Annotated in this window: 21 protein-coding genes; 3 read left to right on the plus strand and 18 right to left on the minus strand. The window is 53.6% G+C overall.

Annotation, left to right across the window (positions count from 1 at the left end; genetic code table 11):
- Positions 1-21 precede the first annotated feature (21 nt).
- On the minus strand, positions 22-1,662 hold the full coding sequence (locus LG323_RS04540; protein WP_404419431.1) for a BCCT family transporter: 1,641 nt from the start codon (positions 1,660-1,662) through the stop codon (positions 22-24).
- A gap of 57 nt (positions 1,663-1,719) precedes the next feature.
- The gene (locus tag LG323_RS04545; RefSeq protein WP_404419433.1) at positions 1,720-2,472 is read right to left on the minus strand and encodes an SDR family NAD(P)-dependent oxidoreductase; all 753 of its coding nucleotides are present in this window, start codon (positions 2,470-2,472) and stop codon (positions 1,720-1,722) included.
- Positions 2,473-2,622: 150 nt separating this feature from the next.
- Here LG323_RS04545 and LG323_RS04550 point away from each other — a divergent pair, with 150 nt between their 5' ends.
- Positions 2,623-3,174 (plus strand): hypothetical protein, encoded by a 552-nt coding sequence (locus LG323_RS04550; protein ID WP_404419435.1) that lies wholly within the window; start codon positions 2,623-2,625, stop codon positions 3,172-3,174.
- Positions 3,175-3,321: 147 nt separating this feature from the next.
- Here the strand turns inward: LG323_RS04550 and LG323_RS04555 are convergent, their stop codons facing one another.
- From LG323_RS04555 to LG323_RS04615, 13 genes are all read right to left on the minus strand, one after another.
- Positions 3,322-3,864, minus strand: coding sequence for a hypothetical protein (locus LG323_RS04555; protein WP_404419437.1), 543 nt, complete (start codon positions 3,862-3,864; stop codon positions 3,322-3,324).
- A 134-nt stretch (positions 3,865-3,998) separates the two neighbouring features.
- Complete coding sequence (gene urtE, locus LG323_RS04560; RefSeq protein WP_404419439.1) at positions 3,999-4,697, minus strand: urea ABC transporter ATP-binding subunit UrtE; 699 nt, start codon at positions 4,695-4,697, stop codon at positions 3,999-4,001.
- On the minus strand, positions 4,697-5,521 hold the full coding sequence (urtD, locus tag LG323_RS04565; protein WP_404419441.1) for an urea ABC transporter ATP-binding protein UrtD: 825 nt from the start codon (positions 5,519-5,521) through the stop codon (positions 4,697-4,699). The genes urtE and urtD overlap by 1 nt, the downstream gene beginning before the upstream one ends.
- Complete coding sequence (urtC, locus tag LG323_RS04570; protein ID WP_404419443.1) at positions 5,518-6,621, minus strand: urea ABC transporter permease subunit UrtC; 1,104 nt, start codon at positions 6,619-6,621, stop codon at positions 5,518-5,520. Before urtC ends, urtD begins: the two co-directional genes overlap by 4 nt.
- A 3-nt stretch (positions 6,622-6,624) precedes the next feature.
- The gene (gene urtB, locus LG323_RS04575) at positions 6,625-8,232 is read right to left on the minus strand and encodes an urea ABC transporter permease subunit UrtB (RefSeq protein WP_404419445.1); all 1,608 of its coding nucleotides are present in this window, start codon (positions 8,230-8,232) and stop codon (positions 6,625-6,627) included.
- A gap of 91 nt (positions 8,233-8,323) precedes the next feature.
- Positions 8,324-9,637: an urea ABC transporter substrate-binding protein gene (gene urtA / locus LG323_RS04580; protein WP_404419447.1), complete on the minus strand. Its 1,314-nt coding sequence runs from the start codon at positions 9,635-9,637 to the stop codon at positions 8,324-8,326.
- Positions 9,638-9,648: 11 nt separating this feature from the next.
- Positions 9,649-10,398, minus strand: coding sequence for a GntR family transcriptional regulator (locus LG323_RS04585; protein WP_404419449.1), 750 nt, complete (start codon positions 10,396-10,398; stop codon positions 9,649-9,651).
- Positions 10,398-14,063 (minus strand): urea carboxylase, encoded by a 3,666-nt coding sequence (uca, locus tag LG323_RS04590; RefSeq protein WP_404419451.1) that lies wholly within the window; start codon positions 14,061-14,063, stop codon positions 10,398-10,400. The genes LG323_RS04585 and uca overlap by 1 nt, the downstream gene beginning before the upstream one ends.
- Positions 14,060-15,886, minus strand: a complete 1,827-nt coding sequence (atzF, locus tag LG323_RS04595) for an allophanate hydrolase (RefSeq protein WP_404419453.1) — start codon at positions 15,884-15,886, stop codon at positions 14,060-14,062. The genes uca and atzF overlap by 4 nt, the downstream gene beginning before the upstream one ends.
- 186 nt (positions 15,887-16,072) lie before the next feature.
- Complete coding sequence (locus LG323_RS04600) at positions 16,073-16,912, minus strand: ion channel (RefSeq protein ID WP_404419455.1); 840 nt, start codon at positions 16,910-16,912, stop codon at positions 16,073-16,075.
- Positions 16,913-17,051: 139 nt separating this feature from the next.
- Positions 17,052-18,635, minus strand: a complete 1,584-nt coding sequence (locus tag LG323_RS04605) for an ATP-binding cassette domain-containing protein (protein ID WP_404419457.1) — start codon at positions 18,633-18,635, stop codon at positions 17,052-17,054.
- Between the two features lie 148 nt (positions 18,636-18,783).
- Complete coding sequence (locus LG323_RS04610) at positions 18,784-19,392, minus strand: DNA-3-methyladenine glycosylase I (RefSeq protein ID WP_404419459.1); 609 nt, start codon at positions 19,390-19,392, stop codon at positions 18,784-18,786.
- Positions 19,393-19,564: 172 nt separating this feature from the next.
- Complete coding sequence (locus tag LG323_RS04615) at positions 19,565-20,164, minus strand: TetR/AcrR family transcriptional regulator (RefSeq protein WP_404419461.1); 600 nt, start codon at positions 20,162-20,164, stop codon at positions 19,565-19,567.
- Positions 20,165-20,307: 143 nt separating this feature from the next.
- Here LG323_RS04615 and LG323_RS04620 point away from each other — a divergent pair, with 143 nt between their 5' ends.
- Positions 20,308-20,697, plus strand: a complete 390-nt coding sequence (locus tag LG323_RS04620; RefSeq protein ID WP_404419463.1) for a RidA family protein — start codon at positions 20,308-20,310, stop codon at positions 20,695-20,697.
- 119 nt (positions 20,698-20,816) lie between these two features.
- Here LG323_RS04620 and LG323_RS04625 read toward each other — a convergent pair whose 3' ends face one another.
- Together LG323_RS04625 and LG323_RS04630 are read right to left on the minus strand one after the other, a co-directional pair.
- Positions 20,817-20,999 (minus strand): hypothetical protein, encoded by a 183-nt coding sequence (locus tag LG323_RS04625; protein WP_404419464.1) that lies wholly within the window; start codon positions 20,997-20,999, stop codon positions 20,817-20,819.
- A 139-nt stretch (positions 21,000-21,138) separates the two neighbouring features.
- Positions 21,139-22,812 (minus strand): putative bifunctional diguanylate cyclase/phosphodiesterase, encoded by a 1,674-nt coding sequence (locus LG323_RS04630; RefSeq protein WP_404419466.1) that lies wholly within the window; start codon positions 22,810-22,812, stop codon positions 21,139-21,141.
- Between the two features lie 135 nt (positions 22,813-22,947).
- On the opposite strand from LG323_RS04630, the gene LG323_RS04635 reads away from it, so the two are divergent.
- Positions 22,948-23,499 (plus strand): GNAT family N-acetyltransferase, encoded by a 552-nt coding sequence (locus LG323_RS04635; protein ID WP_404419467.1) that lies wholly within the window; start codon positions 22,948-22,950, stop codon positions 23,497-23,499.
- On the opposite strand, the gene LG323_RS04640 is transcribed toward LG323_RS04635, so the two are convergent.
- On the minus strand, positions 23,492-25,351 hold the full coding sequence (locus tag LG323_RS04640; protein WP_404419469.1) for a diguanylate cyclase domain-containing protein: 1,860 nt from the start codon (positions 25,349-25,351) through the stop codon (positions 23,492-23,494). The two genes, LG323_RS04635 and LG323_RS04640, sit on opposite strands and share 8 nt — an antisense overlap.
- Between the last annotated feature and the right edge of the window lie 75 nt (positions 25,352-25,426).

Genomic DNA, 25,426 nt, shown 5'->3' on the forward strand with positions numbered 1-25,426 from the left:
GGCGACTTTTTCACGAAAAAATTACTCTTTTGGCAAATTTTCCTGACTCTCGGGTTCAGCAACCTCCTCTTCTTCAGCTTCTTCAGAGTCAGCCACAGCCCAGGGTTCAGCAGGTGCAGTCGCACGCTCACCTTCACGGGGAGCAAAGCGCTCACCGGCCAGTGCTCTCAGCAGACCAAAGATCATACCCACAACAATCACCGAAAACGGCATGGCAGCAGTAATAACCGCAGACTGCAGGGTTTCCAGACCCCCGGCCACCAAGAGAACACCCGTCAGCAGGGCCAGGAAAACACCCCAGAGCACACGATGTGCCGAGGGGGGATCGGCATCACCCCCGGAAAGAATGGTATTGATGACCAGGGTACCGGCATTGGCAGACGTGATCAGATAGGTACCGATCAGAACAATCAGCAGAGTCGAAAACACCGGCGTCAACTGCCCGACACCCATACCTTCCACCGTCACAAACAAAGCGGTGGAAACATCCTGCTCCACAGCCTGAACCACACCGCCTGGCCCGAACAGCTCCTGATAAAGAGCCGTGCCGCCAAACAAGCCGATCCAGACGATGGTGATCCCGGTGGGCACCAGAAGAACACCCATGACAAACTCACGGAAAGTGCGCCCACGGGAAATACGGGCAATAAACATCCCCACAAAAGGCGACCAGGCCAGCCACCAACCCCAGAAGAAAACTGTCCAGTCCGCCTGCCAGGTATCACCGTGGGTCACATTGGTATGAAACGTCATGCGCAGCAGGGTTTGAATATAATCCCCGGTGGCTTCAATGGTGACACCAATCAGATACTGGGTCGGCCCCAGCAACAGCATGAAAGTCACCGCAACAATACTCAGCCAGAAGTTCATTTCCGAGAGCAGACGCACCCCCCTGGACACCCCCGACACCACCGAAGCCGTGGCAATGAACATAATCACCGCAATGACCGTCAACTGCAGCTGCGTGGAATTGGCCAGACCAAACACCTGACTCAAGCCCGCATTCATCTGCTGCACACCCAGGCCCAGCGTTGTTGCGATACCAAAAACCGTACCGAAAACGGCCAGCAGATCAATCACATCCCCCAGAGGGCCGCGCACCTTTTCGCCCAGCAAAGGGTAGAGAGCAGAACGCACCGTCAGCGGCAGATCATGGCGGAAGGCAAAATAGGCCATGGTCAGGGCCACAAAAGAAAAGATCGCCCAGCCATTGATCCCCCAGTGAAAGAAGGACAAACGCATCGCCACCACAGCGGCATCCCCTTCCGAGGTTCCCGGCATAACAAAAGGGTTGGCCTGAAACTGCATGATCGGCTGAGCCACCGACCAGAAGAGAATCCCCACGCCCGTACCGGCCGCAAACAACATGCTGACCCAGGAAAAAAAGGTAAACTCCGGCAACTCGGCATCACCGCCCAGGCGCACATTCTTGTAACGCCCGGTGCCCAGCCAGATCATGAAAAACAGCAGGAAGGCCACCAGAATCACGTAGTACCATTCCAGAAAAGGGTTCAACATCTCGCGCAGTGCAGAAATTCCGGTCGCGCTGACCTCCGTGTAGAGGCTGCCCATAATCACGGTCACCAAAACCATCAAAATGGATACCTTGGTCATCATGGGGTTCATTCCCTTGAACAAACCCTTGGTGGCCTGGTTATACATTAAAACTCCTTAGTGAAACAGATGGATTGTTTTTATCTCTTATACAAGCCCGGTCGATCAGGATTTACCAGCCGTAAAGCCACCATCGACCAAAAGGTTGGTCCCAGTCACAAAACTGGCTTCATCACTAACCAAAAACAAAAAAGCATTGGCGATTTCTTCAGGCCGACCCAGACGCTTCATGGGATGCAGATCAATCAAAAACTGGCGCATTTCATCATCCAGCGCTTCCAGCAAAGGCGTATCAATGTAACCCGGCCCGATGGAGTTCACGCGAATGCCTTTGGTTGCATATTCCAGCGCCAGAGTGCGAGTCATATTCACCACCCCACCCTTGGCTGCCGTATAAGCCGCCGTCTGCGACTGACCGAACACCCCCAGAATGGACGCACAATTCACAATACTGCCACTACCCTGTTTCTCCATAAAACGCAGAGCAGCCCGTGCCACCCGGAAAACCCCGGTCAGGTTGATATCAATCACCTTGTGGAAGTCATCATCCGTCACCTCCGTGGAAGCCCCCAGATTGCCGATACCGGCATTATTGAAAACACCATCCACACTACCCAACTCGGCCTGCATCTTATCCAGCAGGGCATCCACTTCAGCTGTGGAAGTCACATCTACCGGAACAAACAAACACCGGCCCGAGTGTTTGGCATCCAATTCCCGAGCACGTTTGTCACCCTCACTCGACGGCAGATCAGCAATCACCAGGTTGGCCCCTTCTTCCAGACAACGCTCAACCGAAGCCAATCCGATGCCGCTGGCACCCCCCGTCACCAGAATATTCTTGCCTTGCAGACGCATAGCAGACCTCCATTTGTGAGTTTCCCTACATCTTATACCAGATAAGCAAAAGCTGCTGCCCGCACAACCAAAAACGGATAAAACCCGACCCGATCGCTTGGAAAAATTCGCCACAAAAGCTAAGGTTAGAAAAAAACCTAGGAGCCAGTCATGCGTTTTCTGATTTTCACCCTCTTAAGCCTGCTGGCTTTCAGCGCCAGCGCCGCCAACCTCAGCGACAGCGAAGTTCAACGCTGGATCGACACCCACCCGCAAATACAAGCCGGGCTGGATCAACACGATGATCTTTTTCCCGAAGAGGATGAAGATGCCATGAGCTTCAACATGGAACAGATCTTTGCTGAAGGCATTGAAGAACTGCGCAAAGCCGGACTCTACGACGAATTCAACAGCCAGATTCAGGACGCTGGTTTCAACGGTGTTGAACACTGGACAGACACCACCCAGAGCATCACCCTCGCCTACATGGCTTTGGCCATGGAAGACAGCCCCCACAGCCGCCAGATGATTGAAAGACAACTGGAAGAAATTCGCACCTCCCCAAACATCCCCGAACAACAAAGAGCCAGCTACGAAGCCATGATGACCAGCTCCCTGGAAATGATGGACATGGCCGAACAAGTACCCGATGCCGACAAAGAAACCGTACGGCCCCACCTGCCCCAGCTTGAAGACATGTTTCAAATGGAGCCTGAGTATTGAGAGTGTTATGCCCGGAAAGTTGATACTCTGAAATGAGTTGACCACTCTATGAATAAGTGGTCGACGAATTTGTAGCAAAGGGAAGTTTTTGTTTGACGAGAAGGAGGGTGAAGCAGCTTTTAAAGCCTTGGCTTGCAGGGCTTTTTATCATGCGTACTTATTGGTGTCGTTAAATCTATCGACCAGCAGCTTCACGTCTTTCAGGCTGGTCAGGTATTTATCAATTTTCTTTTTGCCTGTTTTTGCCATAAATTGCAGTAACACCTTGACCAACCAAATTGCAACTTCAGATTTAAGAAAAGGCGTGTAAGCCAAAAATGACCGAACCATGTTGTATTGAAACCTTAGCTTCAGATCATTTATTTGCTTATTATCGACAGTAACTTGATCTGCTTTACCTTCCATACTTTTTAACTTTTGAACATGGCGAGCAAAACGTCTGAGATCAAAGATGATCATTTTTTTGTTATGATAGTGCTCAATAATGGTGTTCAAACCATCGAGCAGCTGACGGGCCGCGTGATACTCTTCACGGGTTAGCTGGTGCTGGTTGTCAGCAATAAAAGCAAGAGTATCCCTTCTCAGCTGACAGAAGCGGAAAAGGTGACGGTCGTGTTTTTCGATGCTTTTGAATTTGATGATCTGGTAGATCAGGAACATTGCTACCAGAAATGCTATCACGTAGTACATGGCCAACCACGTTACTCCTCACTTTTTCCTGTTGTGACTGCTGGCTTAGCTGCTTTTTAATCAAAATGCTTATCTACCAGAACTCTGAGCATGGCATATCCAGCCATGTGACTCCAGCTTGGGTACGAACACCCTCAAACCGTCAAGTGCTTTTTAATCAGCTCATCACTCAGTTCAGCTATCTCCCCTTCGGCCTGGTTTTGCCCCCGGTCCATGATGACGAAGCGGTCGGCAAATTTGCGGGCGAAGGGGAGTTTTTGTTCGACCAGGAGTACGGTGAGTTGGTCTTCGGCTATCAGGGTGCGGATGACCTCTCCGATCTGTTGGACGATGTTGGGTTGAATGCCTTCGCCAGGTTCATCAAGAATCAGTAGTCGGGGTTCCAGAACCAGGGCACGGCCAATGGCAAGTTGTTGCTGCTGACCGCCGGAGAGGTCACCACCCCGGCGATGGCGCATTTCCTGAAGTACGGGGAAGAGTTCGTAGATGCGTTCAGGAATTTTTTTCTGGCCGTCACGGCGGGCGGCCAGGCCGGTGCGCAGGTTATCTTCAACAGTCAGCAGGGGGAAGATCTGACGCCCTTGGGGCACATAGCCGATGCCCAGGCGCGAGCGCTCTTCCACCGGTTTGCGGGTCAGTTCGATATCGCCTTGATACAGCAGGCTCCCGCTCTTGATGGCTTCCTCGCCCATGATGGCTTTCATCAGGGTGGTCTTGCCCACCCCGTTACGCCCCATCACGCAGGTACAGCGACCTTTGGGGGCTTCCAGAGAAAGGTCTTTGAGGGTGTGGCTTTGCCCGTAATACTGGTTGATCTGGTTAATTTTCAGCATCAGGCTTCTTCTCCCAGGTAAACTTCAATGACTTTCGGGTTGTTGGACACCTGATCCATGGTGCCTTCCGCCAGAACGCTGCCCTGATGCAGAACCGTGACCTGCCGCGCCAGAGAGCGCACAAAACCCATGTCATGCTCGACCACAACGACGGATTGTTTCCCAGCCAGGCTGGTGAGCAGTTCGGCGGTTTTTTCCATTTCCTGTTCGGTCATCCCGGCCACAGGCTCATCCACCAGCAGCAGGCGAGGGCGTTGCATCAGCAGCATGCCGATTTCCAGCCATTGTTTCTGACCATGGGAAAGAATGCCGGCCTGTTGCTGCCAGAGCTCTTTCAGGCCAATCAATTCCAATACTTCTTCGATTCGGGCACGGATTTCTCCGTTCATCTGCTCCACCAGCGTGGGCAGGATGCCCTTGTTGGTTGCGCGCGCCAGCTCCAGGTTCTGAAAGACAGTCAGGGCTTCAAAAACCGTGGGTTTCTGAAATTTGCGGCCTATGCCCAGGCTGGCAATGTCCGGTTCATTCATGGTCAGCAGGTTATGGCGGCTGCCAAACCAGACCGAACCTTCATCAGGTCGGGTCTTGCCGGTGATGATGTCCATCAGGGTTGTCTTGCCCGCACCATTGGGGCCGATGATGCAGCGCAGCTCGCCATCATCCACGGTCAGGTTCAGCCCATTAATCGCCTTGAAGCCATCAAAGCTGACGCTGACATCCTCCATGTAAAGGATGGGGCCGTGGCGCACATCCACCGGGGAAATCTGCGGTGCCAGAAAATCAAACACCCTGTCCCGACGTGCCATTTGCTGAATAAAACTCATGCGCTTGCCTCCTCTGTGCGTTGCTTCCGACGCCAGCTCAGCAAACCGGCTATCCCTTTGGGCAAAAAGACGGTGACGATGACAAAGAGTGCCCCCAGGGCAAACAACCAAGCATCCGGCATCACCCCGGTGAAGTAGGTTTTCGCGTAGTTGACCAGCAGAGCACCAATCACTGCGCCGTAGAGGGTGGCCCGTCCACCCAGAGCCACCCAGATGACGATTTCAATGGAGAAAATGGGTGAAAACTCACTGGGGTTGATAATCCCCACCTGGGGCACATAGAGAGCACCGGCCACCCCGGCCAGCATGGCGGAAAGCACAAAGACAAAAAGCTGAACTCTTTCCACCCGATAACCCAGAAAACGCACGCGGGCTTCGGCATCCCGGCTGGCAATACACACCCGGCCCAGTTTGCTGTTGATCACGGCCCGACACAGCCAGTAACCCAGCCCCAGCGCAACGCCTGAGGCAATGAACAGGCCCAGACGGGTGGCATCCGTGCGCAGATCAAAACCCAGAAGGTCGCGAAAATCGGTCAGACCGTTATTACCGCCAAAGCCCATTTCATTACGGAAAAAGGCCAGCATCAGCGCAAAGGTCAAGGCCTGGGTGATGATCGACAGGTAAACGCCGGTCACCCGTGAGCGAAAGGCCAGAAAACCGAAAACCAGAGCCAGCAGACCGGGAGCCAGAAGCACCATGGCAAAGGCAAACCAGGCCATGTCAAAACCCAGCCAGTACCAGGGCAGGCTGTCCCAGTTGAGGAAAACCATAAAATCCGGCAGATCCGCGTTGCCATAAACACCCCGGTCACCGATCTGGCGCATCAGGTACATGCCCATGGCATAGCCGCCCAGAGCAAAAAAGGCCCCGTGCCCCAGGCTGAGAATACCCAGATAACCCCAGACCAGATCCACGGCCACCGCCAGCAGCGCATAGCTGAGGTATTTACCCAGCAGGTTCACGGTGTAGGCGGAAAAATGCAGGGGATGACCTTCCGGCACAGCTAAGTGCAAAAGGGTCACCAGAATCAGGGAAGCCAGCAACAAACCCAGGAAAATACGAGTCGAGCGTTCAGTTAAAGGTTGTGTCAGCCACATGGATCAATCCCCCGCTGCCCGGCCTTTCTGCGGAAAGAGTCCGCGCGGGCGCTTTTGAATGAAAAGGATAATGAACACGAGTACCAGGATCTTGGCCAGAACAGCACCGGCCCAGGGTTCCAGCACCTGATTGATCACCCCCAGCGACATGCCCGCCACCAGAGTGCCCCAGAGATTGCCGACACCGCCGAAGACCACCACCATGAAGGAGTCAATAATATAGTTCTGGCCCAGATTGGGACCGACATTGGTCAGTTGCGACAGGGCCACACCCGCCAGACCGGCAACCCCTGAACCCAGCCCAAAGGTGAGCATATCCACACGGGTTGCCCTGATGCCCATGGAGCGGGCCATGGCCCGGTTCTGGGTGACAGCCCGGACTTCCAGCCCCAGACGGGTACGCTTCATGATGTAAATTAGCAGCCCGAAAACCACCAGAGCAAAAGCCAGCACATAAAGTCGGTTGAGCGTCAGGGAAAGAGCATCATTGATCATCAGGGAACCGCTCATCCATTCCGGAGTGATCACGGTTCGGTTTTGCGGGGAAATCACCGTGCGTACCAACTGCTGCAGAATCAGGCTGATACCAAAGGTTGCCAGCAGGGTTTCCAGAGGGCGGCCTTTCAGGAACTGAATCACACTGCGCTCTATCGCCACTCCCGCCAGAGCGGAGACCAGAAAGCCTGCGGGTATAGAAAGAATCAGTGCCAGGCCCGGCTGGCCGGGGAAAAGCTGTTGCATGGCCCAGGTGGTATAAGCGCCCAGCATGATCAGTTCGCCATGTGCCATATTGATCACGCCCATGACGCCAAAGGTGATTGCCAGACCGATGGCAGCCAGAACCAGAACCGAACCCAGAGAAAGACCGAAATACAGGGTTTCGGCCATGTCATTGATTTTTAATTTCTGTTGAATGCTGTTTACAGCCATCTGGGCTTCCTGTGCCAGCACAGGATCATCCCCGGATGCAGCACGATTAAGGGCCACTCTGACCCGGCTGTGCAGACTGCCCCGAAGTGTTTCGATGGCCTGAAGATCGCCCTTTTCTTCCAGACGGTAAATAGCCAGTGCCTGGGCAAGGCGTTTTTTCACCTGGAGGTTTTCTTCTTTCGCCTGAAGGTTGCTGATGACCTCTTCAAGATCGGCATCCACTTCACCCATCAAGCGGACTGCCGAGGCCAGGCGCTGATCCACTTGTGAGGAGTAGAGATCGACTACAGCCAGGGCACTGCGCAACTGATTACGCAAAGCATTGTTGATACCTATCCGATCCAGATCGCGTCTGGACATCTCACCCAGGTCGTCACCGCTCAGGGCATCTTCAACCGGCCAGCTGCGACCGCGGTTATCAACCACTACCACAAAGTGACCCTGATCCGTCCGCTGCAGGCGTCCATCCAACAAAGCAGACAACCAGTAGCGGGTGCGGGGGTGATTGCTGGCAATCAGTTGGTTGATGGCCTGGCTTTTGTCCACATAGGAGCGCACATCCAAAGCCTCAAGCAACGCCTGACCCTGGATATCCTGATTAGAGGAACCAGGTTCAGCCAGAGCCGGAACCGTCCAGCCAACAAGCATCCCGATAAACAGACAGGCAAACAAACGCCTCATAGCCCTATCCTTTTTTTGAAAACTTCTGACCTCTACCCTGCCGCCCCAGTCTGGAGCAACAGGGTAGTGGCACCTTTACAAGCAGCCAGCCTTAGTCTTCGGTGGCTTCACTGCCCCCGCAGCGACCGGTTTTGACATTGAAGTTGCCGCAGTCCAGAGGCTTGCGCCAGTCAGAAATCAGGTCACGTGAACCGGGTAGATAGTCCGACCAGGCATCACCGGCAACGGTGGACGGTGTTTCCCAGACCACATCAAACTGACCGTTGTCCTGGATCTCGCCAATCAACACCGGCTTGGTGATGTGGTGGTTGGGCATCATGGCCGCATAACCACCAGTCAGGTTGGGCACGGTAACCCCGATAATGGAGTCCTTGACGGCTTCCACTTCAGTGGTTCCTGCCTTGCGAACGGCCTCAGTCCACATGTTGAAGCCGATGTAGTGAGCTTCCATGGGATCATTGGTCACCGCCATGTCATCGCCGGTGTACTCAATCCAGGCATCAATGAAGTCGTAGTTGACGTCGGTATCCACGCTCATGAAGTAGTTCCAGGCCGCCAGATGACCGACCAGAGGGCCGGTGTCGATACCGGTCAGTTCCTGCTCACCCACAGAAAAGGCGACAACGGGAATATCGGCGGCATCAATGCCCTGGTTGCCCAGTTCGGTGTAAAAGGGCACATTGGCATCACCATTGATGGTGGAAACTACGGCGGTTTTCTTGCCTTCACTGCCAAAGCTGCTGATATCAGAGACAATGTTCTGCCAATCAGAATGACCGAAGGGGGTGTAGTTGATCATGATGTCTTCTTCCGCCACTCCGAATTCTTCCTTCAGATAGGCTTCCAGAATGCGGTTGGTGGTACGTGGATAAACATAATCCGTACCCGCCAGAACCCAACGTTCAACACCCACCTGATCATGCAGGTAGTTGACCGCAGGAATCGCCTGCTGGTTGGGTGCTGCACCGGTGTAGAAAACGTTCTCCGAGGATTCTTCACCTTCATACTGTACCGGGTAGAAAAGCAGGCCATTCAGCTCTTCCACAACCGGAAGAACGGACTTGCGGGAAACCGAAGTCCAGTTCCCGAAGATGACATCCACTTCTTCCTGATCCAGCAGCTCACGTGCTTTTTCCGCAAACAGCGGCCAGTCAGAAGCCGGGTCCACGACCACGGCTTCCAGTTCACGGCCCAGCAGGCCGCCTTCGGCATTTTGTTTTTCCACCAGCATTTCAATGGTGTCCTTGAGGACGGTTTCACTGATGGCCATGGTGCCGGACAGGGAGTGAAGTACACCCACCTTGATGGGGTCCTGGGCGAAGGCTTGGGTGGCTCCCAGGGCCATAGCCGTGCTCAGGCTGGTGGTTACGGCGATTTTTTTCAGTTTATTAGGTAGTTTCATCATGTTGCTCCGCTTCAGCTTGTTTCAGAGGGGTCATTGGAATCATCATTGCTGGCGTCCAGGTGCCTGGCTCTTGCCTCCTGCAACATATGTATTGTTATTTTTCTGACTTCATCCCGGCTGACGGCTATATGTGCAGCCATCAACCTTTTGGCATGATCTTCGCGGTGATGCCCGATGGCATCGAGAATGGCGGCATGTTCGTTGTAGGTGGCTTCAATGCGGTATTCCTTGGTGAAGTCCAGCCGCCGGATAATATGGATACGCTCGCTGATGTCCTGATGAATCCGGTGCATCTCCCGGTTACCGGCTGCAGCCACCAATTGACTGTGGAACTCCCGGTCCTTGTCACTCAGGCGGATGTCCGTCACCCGCCGGCTTTCCTCCACCAGCCAGAAACCCTGTAATTCCTGCAGGGGTTCCGGGGTGGAAGTCATTCCGCAGAGGCGCTCAATGGCGGCCGCTTCCAGCAGAATGCGCACATCGTAGAGTTCCTCAAACACCTTGAAATCAAAGGGCTTGACCTGCCAGCCACTGCGAAAGTGCACCTCTACATAGTGTTCACGACGCAGCCGGTACAGGGCCTCACGCACCGGGGTACGGCTGGCCTGAAAGCGCTCGGCGATGTCTGCCTCACTGAAGAAGTCACCCGGCAGCAGTTCAAAGTTGAAGATCATTTCTTTGATCTTGCTGTGAATCTTGTCCGCCAGGTTTTCCCGCCGGAGGTTTTTGGGGTTCTTGTTGAGAAAATTGGCCGGGCTCATCAGGCGACCTCCCCGGCCTGGGTGGTTGCCTTATCGGTATCAATCACCGCCAGCAGCTCACCGGCCCGCACGGCTTTGCCGGGAATACAGCTGAAAGTATCCAGCTGACCGGCCACCGGGGCCTTGATGGCAACCTCCATTTTCATGGCTTCCAGCACCAGGAGGGTGTCTCCGGCCTGAACCTGACTGCCCGGCTCCACCAGCAGCTTCCAGACGTTACCGGCAATTTCGGCATTTACCGGGGTCAGGTTGGCGGCCAGGCCTTCGCCGGTTTCCGGTTCTTCCGCCTGGGTGATGGCTGGTGGGGCAATGTCTTCAGCCTTCCAGCGGCTGACTTCTTCCTTGAAGGCGGCCTGTTGACGCTCCTTGAAAGCTGCAATGCCGGTGTTTTCCTGTTCCAGAAAGTTCAGGTAAGCAGCCACATCAAAGGTTTCCTGCTCGATCCGGCATTCAAAACGGCCATGCCGGAAATCCTCACGCAGGCTGTCCAGTTCTTCCTCAGTGACCGGGTAATAGCAGACCTGATCAAAAAAGCGCAGCAACCAGGGCGCATCCGGGGCGAACTGGCGGTTTTTCAGCCAGGTGTTCCAGATGGGCAGCGTACGCCCCACCAACTGATAGCCACCGGGGGAATCCATACCGTAGATGCACATATACATGCCACCGATGCCCACGGTGCCTTCTGCGGTGTGGGTGCGGGCCGGGTTGTATTTGGAACTCAGCAGACGGTGACGCGGATCAACCGGAACAGCGCAGGGTGCGCCCAGATAAACATCGCCCAGACCCAGCACCAGATAGCGGGCTGAATAAAGGGTTTCCTGCACTTCTTCCCGGCTGACGCCATTGATGCGGCTGATGAAATCAACATTGTTGGGCAGCCAGGGAGCGTCTTCCTTCACCGTTTCCCGGTAACGCTGAACCGCTTCCAGGGTAGCGGTATCTTCAAAAGCCATGGGCAGGTGCAGCACACGGGTGGGCAGCTTGACCTGACGGGGGTCTTCCAGGGTGGTTTCCAGCTTCAACAGCAGTTCGATCAGGGTATTCTGGTGCAGTTGATGGCCGTCATAACGAATTTGCAGAGAACGCACGCCGGGTGCCAGCTCTTCTATACCCGGCACCTGGCGACTTTTGAGCGCCTCCATCAACAGGTGGACGCGAATGCGGGTGGTCAGATCCAGCAGGTTCTCACCGTATTCCATCAGGATGTAGCCATCCCCGGCCTGGCGATAAACCACCTGAGGACGCTCGCCACTGGCAGGAAGACTGGCCAGGACACAGGGTGAAACCTCAGTAATGGATGTATTGACCGGGAGTTGCTGCCAGCTTTGTGGCAAAGGGCGCAGCTGATCAATGGAGATTTGCCACTGGCGATCCAGCTCCAGGGCAGCATCAAAACTCAAGGGTACAAAGCGGATTTGATCGCCCGGTTTGACCTGCCCCACTTTCCACAATTCGGCTTTGGCAATGGTCACCGGGCAGACAAAACCACCCAGGCTGGGGCCATCCTTCATCAGAATAACCGGGCTGTCGCCGGTGAAGTTGACTGCCCCTATGGCGTATTCACAATCATGGACATTGGAAGGATGAAGACCCGCTTCGCCGCCATCGGTTCGGGCCCATTCCAGCACTGGGCCAACCAGGCGCACGCCCAAACGATTAGCGTTGTAGTGAACCTCCCAGTCGGTGGCAAAAAAGGTTTCAAAAGCTTCCTGGGTAAAGAAATCCGGTGCCCCGTGAGGGCCAAGCAGAACGCCGATCTGCCATTCCTGACCGTATTTGGGCAGCAGTTCCTGAGGCGCTTTGGCGGGTGATTGCAGGTCTTTGCTTTCCGGCAAAATTTCCAGCTGATCGCCTGCCCTCAGGGTGCGGCCACAAAAACCCCCAAACTGGCCCAATGCAAAGGTAGAGCGACTGCCCAGATAAACCGGCACATCCAGACCACCCCGCACAGCCAGGTAGGAACGGCAGCCCTGTTTGCCCTGCCCCAGATTCAGAACCTGACCGGCTTTGACGGCAACTGCTTCCCAGCCGGGCAAGGGTTCACCATCCAGAGTAGCGGCATCACAGGCTCCGGTGACGGCAATCAGGCTGTCGATATTGAATTTCAGGCTGGGGCCAACCAGGGTCGCTTCCAACCCGGCTGCATCAGCGGGGTTACCGACCAGTCGATTGGCCAGGGCAAAGGCCTTGTCATCCATGGGGCCGGAAGGCGGCACACCGATATCCCAGTAACCCAGGCGACCCGGTAAATCCTGCACACTGGTGTAGGTGCCGGGGCTGAGGATTTCCAAACTGCGACTGGTGTAGGTGAAACTCTCCAGCGCTCGGGTGGACACCAGCCCATCGGCAAAGGCTTCATCGTCCAGCACCGCCCGCAGATATTCCAGATTGGTGGGAATACCGTAAAAACGCGCATCCGCCAGAGCCTTTTGCAAACGCAACAAAGCCTGCTGACGATCCTTGCCATAGGCAATGATCTTGGCAATCATAGGATCAAAGCCGGAAGAAACCTCACTGCCACTTTCCACGCAGCCATCCACCCGAATGCCTTCCATGCCCACAGGCAAAACCACTTCACTCAGGCTGCCGGGGCTGGGCTGGAAATTTTTCAAAGGGTTTTCGGCATAAATCCGCACTTCCATGGCAGCACCTTGCGGCTGGATGGGTTGCAGAGCATCAAGATCAGCCTGACCGGCAGCCACGGCCAGCATCTGTTCAACCAGATCCAGGCCAGTGGTCAATTCAGTCACCGGATGTTCCACCTGCAAACGGGTGTTCACTTCCAGAAAATAAAAGGCATCTTTGTCCGCGTCATAAATAAATTCCACGGTTCCGGCACTGCGGTAGTTGACGCTTTCACCCAAGCTGGTTGCTGCTTTAATCAGCGCTTCACGAGTCGCTGCAGGCAAGCGCGGTGCCGGGGTTTCTTCAACAACTTTCTGATGACGACGCTGCAGGGAACAATCCCGCTCACCCAGAGCCACCACCTGGCCCTGACCATCACCCAGCAGCTGCACTTCGACATGGCGGGCATGATCAATACAGTGTTCGACAAAAACACTGCCATCATTGAAATACTGCTGGCCCAAACGAATGATGCGCTCAAAAGCTTCACTCAGTTCAGCCGCATCTTCACAGCGGGTCATGCCGATACCGCCACCCCCTGCGGTGCTTTTCAGCATCACGGGGTAACCAATACGTTCGGCTTCTTCCAGGGCCTGGGCTTCGCTCTGCAAGAGATCACTGCCGGGGGTCAGGGGCACACCGGCGGCTTCCGCCAGGGCTCTTGCCCGATGTTTCAGGCCGAAATCGCGAATCTGGGCCGGTGTGGGGCCGATAAAGGTTATATTTTCAAAATCACACCGCTCGGCAAACTCGGCGCTTTCCGACAGAAAACCATAGCCGGGGAAAATCGCCTGGGCACCGGTGTTTTTAGCCGCCGCCAGAATCTTGTCCATATCCAGATAGGTTTCATCCGCACGCTGACCTTTCAGGGCCACAGCAACATCGGCATCACGCACATGCAGGGCATTGCGGTCATCTTCGGCATAAACCGCCACACTGCGAATGCCCAGACGTTTCAGGGTACGAATGGCCCGGCAGGCAATTTCCCCGCGGTTGGCAATCAGGACGGTGGAAAAATAGGGGGAAGTTGCAGCCTTCATGCGGAAGCCTCCTTTTGCTTGTTGAGTTCAGCGATATAGGCGCGCCAGCCGCCCAGATGAGTGATGTCGGTGGCACTTTCCAGGGCCAGGGGCTCGCAAATAAAGCCTTTAACCACCCGACCATCTTTCAGGGTCAGGTTGCCGACCCCCAGGGGTTCGGGGATTTCAGCAACAAAAGCACCGAAATGAGCCAGGGGGATATCCCAAAGCTCCACCTTGATTGATGCTCCTGCATCGCCTACTTTGACCAGCCCTGGTTTGGGTGGCGTGGTATTGGCCAGGGCATAAAGCCGGTAATCCGGCGCGGTCTCAGTGGCTTCCACCAGGCGGGCATTGCGGCTGGTCAGCTGAAAGTTCAACGGCATACCAGTGAGATGAGCACCCACTACAGCCAGGCGAACGGCATCGGGAGCCGGAGGACGCACAACCTCCTGGGTTGATGGGAGCTCACGACCTGTAGCCCCCAGAGATAGAGCCAGGTGGGCCTGCCAGCGCTGACCGAACTCAGCCAGGGCGGTGTCCTGCCAGGCGGCTGCAATCAGGGTCAGACCCACGGGAAGACCGTCTTCACGAAAACCGGCAGGCAAGGCCAGCGCACAAAGATCAGCCAGATTGGTGAAGTTGGTGTAGGTGCCAAACTGGCTGTTGTAGACCAGCGGCTCCTTTTCCATTTCAGCCAGAGTGCGAATTCGGGGGGAAGTGGGCACCACCAGGGCATCCACTTCAGCCAACTGCCGGTGAATACGGCGACTGAGAGCCTGGCGGCGATATTCGGCAGCAAAATAATCCAGCGCTGAAAACTGGCCGCCCTGGGAAACAATCTGGCGCACAGTGGGATCAATCGCTTCGGGGTGTTCTCCCAACAAAGAACCAAGGGCATGCGTTCGTTCTGCTACCCAGGGCCCCTGATACAAAAGTGCAGCCAAATCAGCAAAGGCACTGAAATCAATTTCCACCAGATCCGCGACTTCTTCCAGTTGACTGCGAGCCAGGGCAAAAGCCGCCTGCATCTGGGTGTCGCCATAAAATTCCAGCTCGGAAGGGATCGCCAGGCGGGGTCTTTCTGGTAATGCAACGGGAGAGGTTTGCGGGTGAGCACGCGACCAGGGATCGGTAGGATCAGGGCTTTCACCTGCAGCCAGACGAGCCACCTGCAGGGCATCTTCAACGGTGAGAGCAAAAACGGAAACACAATCCAGCGTGCGGCAGGCAGGCACCACACCCGAAGTGGACAGCCAACCGCGGGTGGGTTTGAGACCGACCAGATTATTAAACCCGGCAGGCACCCGCCCGGAACCGGCGGTATCCGTTCCCAGAGCAAAAGGCACCAGACCGCGGGCAACCACGGAGGCCGAACCGGAACTGGAACCCCCGGAGACATAATCAGGATTAAAACTATTGGGAACGGCACCATAGGGTGAACGGGTACCAACCAGCCCGGTGGCAAACTGATCTAGGTTGGTCTTGCCAATCAGAAGGGCACCGGCCTTTCTTAACTCAGCAATAACCCCGGCATCCTTTTCGGCCTGATAAGCAAACTCAGGGCAAGCGGCTGTGGTGATCCAACCCTCGGCATCAATATTATCCTTTATGGCAAAAGGCACACCAAAAAGCGGAAGGTGCTCACCAGCCTGCTTTCTGGCATCAAGCTGCTGCCATTCCTTTTCCAGGTATTCAGCAGCAATCCGACTGATCCAGGCGACATCTTTGTCTTTTTCAAGGCAGGTCAACAAGACCTGAAGCCTTCTCAATCCCTGGCCATCCTGCTGGGCTTTTTGCCATTCGGCCAAGGTCCAGCCACTTGTTTGCGGAGGTTTTTGCATGGGTCATCACCTTGTGCTCTAACTTGTATACAAGACAGAGCACAAGAGATGCCAGAAACAGAAAACCCATTATAACGTCAGTGACTTAAATGATTTTTTTCATGGAAATGACATATAAAAACGCAGAGAAAATGCACCAGCAGCCAGCAAGGGAGAGAGGTATTGCACCAAAAGGATTGTCCAGACCTAGCGTTGTCTTAATTTCGCCAGTCTGTCCGACATGTCCCTGTCGGTTATGCCGGAAAGCAAGGTGAAGCGGTCAAGTACAGACAGCAGTTGATTGAGTTCTTTCTTTGTCTGCTGAGTGGCATCTTCGTTACGACTCGCCCGGTAGGTTATAAGTCCCAGCCTGGCCAATTGCACCGGCAGAGAAAATCTTTCGTCCTTGCTGACGAAATTATCCAGGATGGGGAAGGCAAGACGCTGTTCTGTGCAGGCAATAAGGTCACTTCGAATGCCTCCTGTCCAGAGGGCGAAACCTTCCAGGTCATGGAATTCCGTCAGAAATTCACTCTCTTCACCCCCATTCAGGTGAATTTTATAGGCTAAAACCCGGCGGGCAACAGCAGCACTGACCACAGAAATGGCGTAGGTAACGACCAAAGTCACGATCAGCAAACCGGTGATCGATGCCAGGACTGTTGCCATCTGTGCCGCCGGGGTAGCGGGGGCAAGATCGCCGACACCCAGGGTGGATAAGGTGAAACCCACAAAATAGATAACGTCATATATGCCCACCCCCGACGCCTCACCGGAATGCGCAATGGCATTCGGTATTCCCAGAAACACCAGGACCCACCCGATCCAGAGTCCGGCCAGCCAGACTAAAGCCAGAGTTGATATGGACATTGCGCCAATGACTTCAAAGGGCCTGTGCCCAGCGCGTATGAACAAAGAGGCGATTCTTCGATATAGCCCGGATACAACAGAGGATATAAGGCCTTCACCCTGTGTCGTGAGTGTCGTACGGACGATATCGCTCATCACTATCAGGATGAGAAGCACGCCGGAAATCATATAAGCCATGGTGGTAGTCTTTCCTCTGAGGTGGTGTAGTGTATCAAGAACCCAGTCTGCTGAACGTACGCTATCACACAGTCTGTCCAGGCGTAGGTGGCTTCAGCCATAGGCTTACTCCATTAAAGTGAGTAATAGCAGGGTTCAATCATTCCAAAACCCTTTGTCGATCAACCCCAACGGATAAGGCAAAAGGCTCGCTATGTGTAACCAGGATCAGGCTGCCGGTGTACTGAGACAGGACTTCAGCCAGAAGTGACTGACTGTCCAGATCCAGGTGGTTATCAGGTTCATCAAGCAGTACCAGTTGCGCGGTTTCCGGCCCCATCAGACTGCAAGCCAGGGCAACCTTCAGGCGCTCTCCCCCGCTGAGTTGACTGATGGGTTGCAAGGCCCGGTCACCGCGCAATCTCAACAAGGCCAGCCGCTCCCGGTAAGCAGCCTCCGACCAACCGGGATTCAGGCGCTGAAAATTTGCCAGGGCACTCTGCTTCGGGTTCAACAACGTCAATTGCTGGTCCAGCCGAAGTAATGAACCACGCCGGTGAATTTGCCCGGACAGAGGCTTAAGAGCACCACTGATTGCAGCAAGCAAAGTTGATTTTCCGCTGCCATTGGCACCTTTTAGCCACCGGCGCTCACCGGCCATTATCTGCCAGTTCAGCGGGGAACCAGCCGTTACCCAGGGCAAACAAACCTCTTGCACTGCCACCAGGCAGCCAGAGACGGGTTTCGGTTCGGTTAAAGGAAAAGCCAGAGGGTTGTCTTGCCCTAGCACTGATTCAGCCCGTTGAAGGCGCTGTAACTCTTCATTGAGTACAGCCTGATGCTTCTGAACGATTCGCCCGCCGGTGTTTTCACTGCGCTCTTTACGGGCATCCAGTAAAACTTTTGGCATATCACCCTTGCGTGCCTTGGCACGGCCTTTGGATGTACGCTGCTCATGGCGCTCACGTTCCGTTTGTTGTTGCTGGCGTTCTTTTTTTAAAGTGATGCGCGCCTGGTTTTTATCCTGACGGGCTTTTTCAAGAATCTGGCTACGTGACTGTTGGTATTCAGCAAAACCCTGACCATGCTGATATAACTGACCGGCACGCAATTCCAGCAATTGGGTGAAGTTCTCCAGCAGTGCCTGATCATGAGTGATCACCAGCGTGCCCTGTGTACGCTGAAAGATCCACTCTGCCAGCCACTGACGTCCAGCCTGATCCAGATGATTGGTTGGCTCATCCAGAATAAGATAGGTATTCGACAGCCGGGACAATTTCAACAGATGAAGACGAGTACACTGCCCACCACTGAGGGTGCTGACCGGCAAGGACAAACAGCCAGCTTCCAGTTGAAAAGCGGACAGCTCAGCTTGCAGATCCTCTTGCAAAGTCCAGCGATCTTCCAGAATCGAGAGATCATCCACCCGCCCCTTGCCATCCAGCAAGCGCTGCAAGGCTTGCAAAGCGACTTCAACACCCAAAAAAGCAGCGACACTCTGGTGATCTTCCTGTTCAACGGCCTGTTGAGGCAAGAAAGCCACGGGCGCCTGGTGTTCTATGCTGCCTTCTTGAGGATTACGAACGCCAGCCAGGCACTCAGCCAGCAGGGTTTTACCGACACCATTGGCACCGATCAAAGCCACCGGCTCTGAAAACAAGTGCACCTCAAGTGCAGAAAAAATCGGGGGATGGGGTTCAAAAGCAAGGGTCAAACCCCTTGCGGAAATACACAAATCAGCCATGAATAACACCTCTGTAACACCAAAAAAGAAACGGGTTCAGAGTGTTGAAATCATTGGCATGACTCCTGATTGAAGTAAGGAAAGGTTGATGCGGAAATTATACGCTGAGTCCTGATATTTCCTCAAGCAGTTGAAGCTGGAGGACAGCTTACCCCGGCCTTTTGAATCGCTGCCGCGTCTGCTCGGCTTTTTTTCTGAAAACACAGCCATGGGCATGATCATTGATCAGCCCCATGGCCTGCATAAAGGCAAAAACCGTGGTGGGGCCAACGAATTTCCAGCCTTGTTTTTTCAAGGCTTTTGAAAGGGCAACAGATTCCGGTGAGGTTGAAACAGTCTGGGGTTCAGGCAGATCTTCTTCCCTGGGTTCAAATCGCCAGAAAAAAGCAGCCAAGGAACCTTCCTGCTCAACCAGTTCCTGGGCTCTTTTGGCATTGTTGATCACGGCTTCGATCTTGCCCCGGTGGCGGACGATGCCCTTATCCTGCAGCAACTCCTCCACCTCGGCTGCGCCAAACTCAGCCATCCGGTTGAAATCAAAGTCTGCAAAAGCCGCCCGAAAGTTATCGCGTTTGGCCAGAATCGTGCGCCAGCTCAGACCCGACTGAAAGCTTTCCAGGCAAAGTTTTTCAAACAGGCGGATGTCATCATCAACCGGATAACCCCACTCGTTATCATGGTAGTCAAAAAACTCAGGAATACTGCCACACCAGCCGCAGCGGGACTCGCCATCCGGGCCTTTCACTGTAGAAGCCATGTGCAGCTCTCCTGTAAAATTTTATATTATTGAGGCATCAGAGAAATCGCTACCAAAATCATGATACTTCCAATCAGGATATCAAAAATTCGCCAGCTCATTGAGCTCACAAATGGATTTTGATTTAGTCGTTGAAGACCAGGACGAATAGTTTTTATTGGCAAGATAAAGATCAAATTTGCGCATTTCCTTTTTCCAACAGGCCGGATGCCAGAAGCTGAAAGGCTTCGACAGCCTTGGGGGTGACCTCCTGGGGTGTGTCGCTGGCTGCAATCCACAAGGCTGCATTGAGTGCGGCACCGCTAAGCAGTCTGGCAGCAGCTTCAGGGTCAACAGGTTTCAGAATACCTTGAGTGATAAGTCCTTCTACCCTTTGTCGGGTCACTTCCAGGCAAGAGTTCTGACTGGGCCATTGTGAAGGATCACCCAACACGGCAGGCCCATCCAGCAATACAATGCGCTGTACTTCAGGGTCAAGTGCCATGCGTATATAAGCAACACCCTCTGCAAGTAATCCCTGCCAAGCATCCTCCGCATCCGCACCCACTGCATTTGCACGCAGTGCCATTTCAGTATCAATTTGTTCTACCACGGCAGCTAAAAGCCCGCGTTTGTTTCCAAAATTGTGGTAGAGCGCACCTCTTGTCAAACCCACTTCGGCAGTGAGGTCGTCCATGGATGCCGCTGCATAACCTTTTTCTGCAAAAGCTTTTCTTGCCGCCGAAACTAGCTTGGCACGGTTTTCTGCCATGGTTTGAGCGCGTTTATTCAACTGTTCTTCCTCTAGTTATTCCACATACACTGCGTATATAAACTTGACATACGCAGCGTATGCAATCATTCTATATACGCTACGTATGTAGTTTCAGTATATCAGTGCAATCCACAGTTACCAATTGAAATAAGGCCCAGACCATGCCCCAACGTGAAGCAATTTTTCCCGCCAACAGACACGCACTTTATGAAGAACACGGTTATTCAGCGGCAATTCGTTCCGGCGATCTGCTGTTTGTATCCGGCCAGGTTGGCAGCCGTGAAGACGGCAGTCCTGAGCCTGATTTTGCTCGCCAGGTCGAGCTCGCCTTTGAAAACCTGCAGGCCACCCTGACTGCTGGCGGCTGCACATTCGACGATATCGTTGATGTGACAACCTTTCACACCGATCCGGAGAAGCAGTTCGGCAGCATTATGGAGGTCAAACAGAAAGTATTCAGTGCACCGCCTTACCCGAACTGGACAGCAATCGGGGTCAACTGGTTGGCTGGTTTTGATTTTGAAATCAAGGTTATCGCCCGTATTTCTTAAGGCTCACCAGGGGTTAGGTCAGCTTTTATTCAGGTAACTGGATATCCTGTCTGCCCCTAACTGATCCAACGTGATCCGTGCAGGCAAGAATTACAAAAGCCCGTCACCTCAAAGCCTGCTTAACGCTGACGCCGATAGAGCAGCATGGTTATTGGGCCAAAGATTGCCAGGAGTACGGCTGGAGCAATCAGTGCGAGACTAATGACACCGAAGGTCGCCTCACCCGCCAGTAGTGCCCGTAGTGCCGTAACCAGATGTGCCACCGGGTTGAAGCTGACAACTTTCTGCAACCAGCCTGGCATGGTGGCCGGATCGACAAAGATGTTGGAGGCTTTGCTATGCCACTGGATTTAGATAAAAGTTACAAACACCTGATTCATCAGCTTGATCGCATGCTAAAAGAATGGCCCGAAGAATAGGCTTAGATATCAATAGCTAACTTTAAAGCCCTCCCCAGCAGGCATAGCGACCATTACACTGCTGATACCAGCTGGTGAAGTGTTTCGCGGGCAAGGGCCGGGACATCAGGTAGCCCTGCGCAAAGTCACAGCCCAGGTCGGCCAGAAAGTCATAAACCTCCAGGGTTTCCACTCCTTCAGCAATGGCACGAATGCCCATCTTGTGAGCCAGGGTAATGGCGGCTTCCAGAATATGGGCAGCTCCTTCATCACCCGGAAGTCGGCGTACAAAGCATTGGTCTATCTTGAGCAGGGAAATAGGCAGACTATGCAGGTATTGCAAAGAAGAATAGCCGGTACCGAAATCATCAATGGAAATAATGATTTTCAGATCATCCAATTTGGCCAGTTCATCCAGGGTGCGCTGCATGTCCATCATCAGCGCCCCTTCAGTCACTTCCAGTTCCAGATTTTCACCTTTCAGGCCATATTTATTGAGCAGTTCCAAAACCTTGTCCGAAAACCCTGGTTGCAGCAGATTGCGAGTGGAAATATTCACAGCAACCGGCAGGTGAATACCCTGTTCCTGCCAAGCCAATTGTTGTTGCAAGGACTGATCCAGAGCAAATTCGGTAATCGTGTTGATCAGGGTGCTCTGCTCAGCGCGGGGAATAAAATCTCCGGGGGGAATATTGCCCCGCGTAGGATGCTGCCAACGCATCAGGGCTTCAACACTGTGAACCTGGCTGGTGGGTATATGAATCTTGGGCTGGTAATGCATGGAAACCTCGCCCGAGCGCAGTGCCTTCTTCAGCTCGCCAAGAAGAGACACATTCTCACGGGTGGCAGAAAGAATTTCCGGGGAATAAACAACACTGTCCTGCACCTTTTCCTGAGCAACAATCAAAGCAGTCTCGGCGCGCTGCAGGTAGGTTTCTGATTGTTCACTCAGCTCACCCAGTTGCACACAGCCCATACGGGTATCCAGATGCACAGAAATATTTTCATACTTCAAAGGTTCTTGCAGGTCTTCGGCCAGGCTGTAAAGAACTGAATTCAACTTGTGTTCATCCGCTTTGATCAACACAGCCAGTTGTTCTGGAGCCGTGCGATAAACTTCCCGGTCTTCTATACGCTGCCTTAGTTTCTGATCAATCTGCACCACGGCTTTGGCAATCACTCCATAACCAAAGGAGGATTTCAGCTCAACCAGATTCTCAAAAGAAATCACCGCCAGAAACAGAGCATCCCCATCATTTTTGACTCGGGATAACTCACTCAGATGGCGAAACAAAGCCTGACGATTGGGCAGGCCGCTTTCACTGTCCCGTTCAGCCAGCCATTTTAAGTGTTTGAGGTAAGCCCTGGCGGCATCACTGGCAACACCACTGAGAAAACCGATCAAGGCAAAAAAGCCGGTACGGTAAAGCCAGTTTTTGGTGGCTTGCATTTCGCCACTGGCTACTTCAATCGGCATCATGGGTCCCAGAACCAGGCCTCCCACCACTCCGACCAGAATACCGCCTTTAAAGCCAAAGACCAGCCCGGCGAGTACAATGGGAAGATACATCGAATGGGAGTAAACATATTTGATGCCGCCCGTGGTATAAACCAACAAGGCCACGCCAATAACCAGAAGTACCAGAAGGGGTAATACAGTGAGGGGAATCAAACGCTTATGATAATCCAGCTCCTCAAACATCCAGGCCTTGTTCATTAATCACTCCTTATTAAGCTGAGAATCCTGTTTCTTTCCTGTTCCTGAATATCAATCTCAGCAGGCTGTGATAAAAATAGCAAGCAATTAATGTATATTTAATGTTCCATGAATACGGAAGTATAAGGCCGGCCAATGCCCACTATATATCAACCCGAAACACCCCGCTTGCTGCTCAGGCAATGGCAACCTGAAGATCGTGAGCCCTTTGCGGCCATGAATGCCGACCCTGAGGTCATGAAATACTTCCCCAGGACGTTTGGCCGCGAGGAAAGTGACCGCATTGCGCAATTATGTGAAGAGTTGATCCGGCAGTTGGGCTGGGGGTTCTGGGCTCTGGAACTTAAGGAAACCGGTGAATTCATCGGCTTTACCGGCCTGCACGCCCCCACGGACCCTCTGCCCTTTGTGCCCTGTATTGAAATCGGCTGGCGGCTGGCCAAAAGCCACTGGGGGAAAGGTTATGCAACTGAAGCGGCGCAGGCTACTCTCAAGGTGGGGTTTGAGCAGCTGCATCTGGAGGAAATTTTATCTTTTACGGCTGTGGGCAACCATGCCTCCGTGGCTGTCATGCAACGCCTGGGCATGGAATTTGTCGAGCATTTCGAGCATCCAGCTCTGCCGGAAGGGCATCCTTTAAGGCCTCACCTCTTATATAAAAAGGTGAATCCAGATCTGGTTAATTAAACCCCAGTGTATTACTCAATTTGTTTTGATACATGGCCTTGTCCGCCAGGTTTAACAATTGATCAATATCCGTGGTGTCTTGCGGGTAGATGGCATAGCCCAGACTGATACCCGGAATGATTGTTGTTCCCTGGCTCAGAACGATGGGCTCGATCGCCGTTCTCAAAAGTTGCTGGCAATACTGCTCAGCCAGCTGGCGATCCTGCAAACCCGGCAACAGCGCCACAAATTCATCGCCCCCGACCCGAGCCAGCGTATCCTGGTGGTTCACAGCAGCCAGCAGACGACGCGCCAGGGTAATCAAAACCTCATCACCTGCCTGGTGTCCCCAGGTATCATTGATCTGTTTGAATTTATCCAGGTCGGCCACGACAACGGTAAAGCCCATATTCTGTTCATCGGCCTGACGTTTAACCTGTTTGAAATGCTGACTGAGCAGTTTACGGTTGGCCAGGCCCGTCAGGGCATCATGATGAGCCTGGTATTCAAGCAGATGGTGGCTTTTTTGCAATTCCCGATTGGCTTCCTCCAGAGCTGAGGTTCTTTCCGCAACCCGCTCTTCCAGTTGGCGCTCACTTTTCTCCAGGGTTTCCACCATTTCCTGGCGCAGTTGAATGGACTGAGCCTGGGCTTCATCCCGAGCCTGCTGAATCCGATTGATGCGATCGGCCAAAGCCAAAGACAGCAACAACATTTCCAGTGCCGAACCGATCAACAAGGCATTCGAGGTCAGAAAATTGGAGGGCAACAATCCCAGGTTATGCAGGGAAATCACCAGAACCCCAGTCAACAAGGCCACCCAGGCCAGAACAAAAAACCGCGCACCCGGTTGGCGATGGTAAAAACTGACTGCCCCCAGTGATAAGGCCGTAAAAGCAAACACCAGAGAGATGAGGTTAACCGCAATGGCTCCGTGGTAATAAGACCAGAAAACCGTCGTCAGAAAGGTCAGGGCATAACCCAGACTGATCATGGGCATCAACCAGCCCAGGCGTAAACGACGCGGCGTATTGCCCAAAAAACCGTGCACAAAAAGAGCGCCGAAAAAACCCGCAGCGGAAACCCCACCTGTGGGGGACAAATGCGCCAGCCAGGCATTATCCGGCCAGATAAACTGCCCGGTGAAACCCGTCAACCCCGCCTGCCCTACCGCCAGGGTACTGATAAAGGCAACATAGGTGAGGTAAAGAGGATCACGCAGGGACAGAAAAAGAAATAGGTTGTAAACCAGCAGAGCAACCAGCAAACCATAATAGGCGCTGAGCAGTGAATAGCTCAATTGATCCTGCTGCCAAAGGGCATCCGGTCGCCAGAGAGTCACCGGCACACTCAGCGTGCCTTCCGAGGCCACCCGTAAATAGAGGGTGTAATCTGTTTCCGGCTGAAGTGTCAGATCAAAAACCGGATGTCGGTGTTGAAAAGAACGCTGGCTGAAAGTCAGCAGATCGCCTGAACGCTGATACTCATAATCCTGTTGGTTGACCGACAGGTAAAGCTCAACCCGATCCAGGGAGGCATGGGCAATTTCCAACAGCCAACGCTCAGGCAACTCTTCTGGCGTGGAAAAACGCAGCTGCATCCAGACTTCATCCCGAGTCAAACCAAAGTTGGTGGCAGCAGGTTTTCCGGTTTGTGCAGGCTCAAAAGCGCCTTTAGCATCCAGAGCTTGCACTGCTTGCAGGCTCAAGGACGAACCGGAATGACGGTAAACGGAAAAATGTTCGGATAAAGGCTGTTGGCCTGCCTGGCTAATCACCCAGTCTGGCTCTTCCTGAGCGAAGCAGTAAGAAGCAGTCAGCAAGACCAGGCCGATGAAGCCCAACCCGCGCCTCAAATAACGGCTTTTCCTCATAGTATCGATCAGCACCTAGATATTCCCTGGTTCAGCGTATGCAAATATAAAATAGCAGCAGTATATTGCTACTCT

Source organism: Marinospirillum sp. (assembly GCF_044810985.1).
Classification (GTDB): domain Bacteria; phylum Pseudomonadota; class Gammaproteobacteria; order Pseudomonadales; family Halomonadaceae; genus Marinospirillum.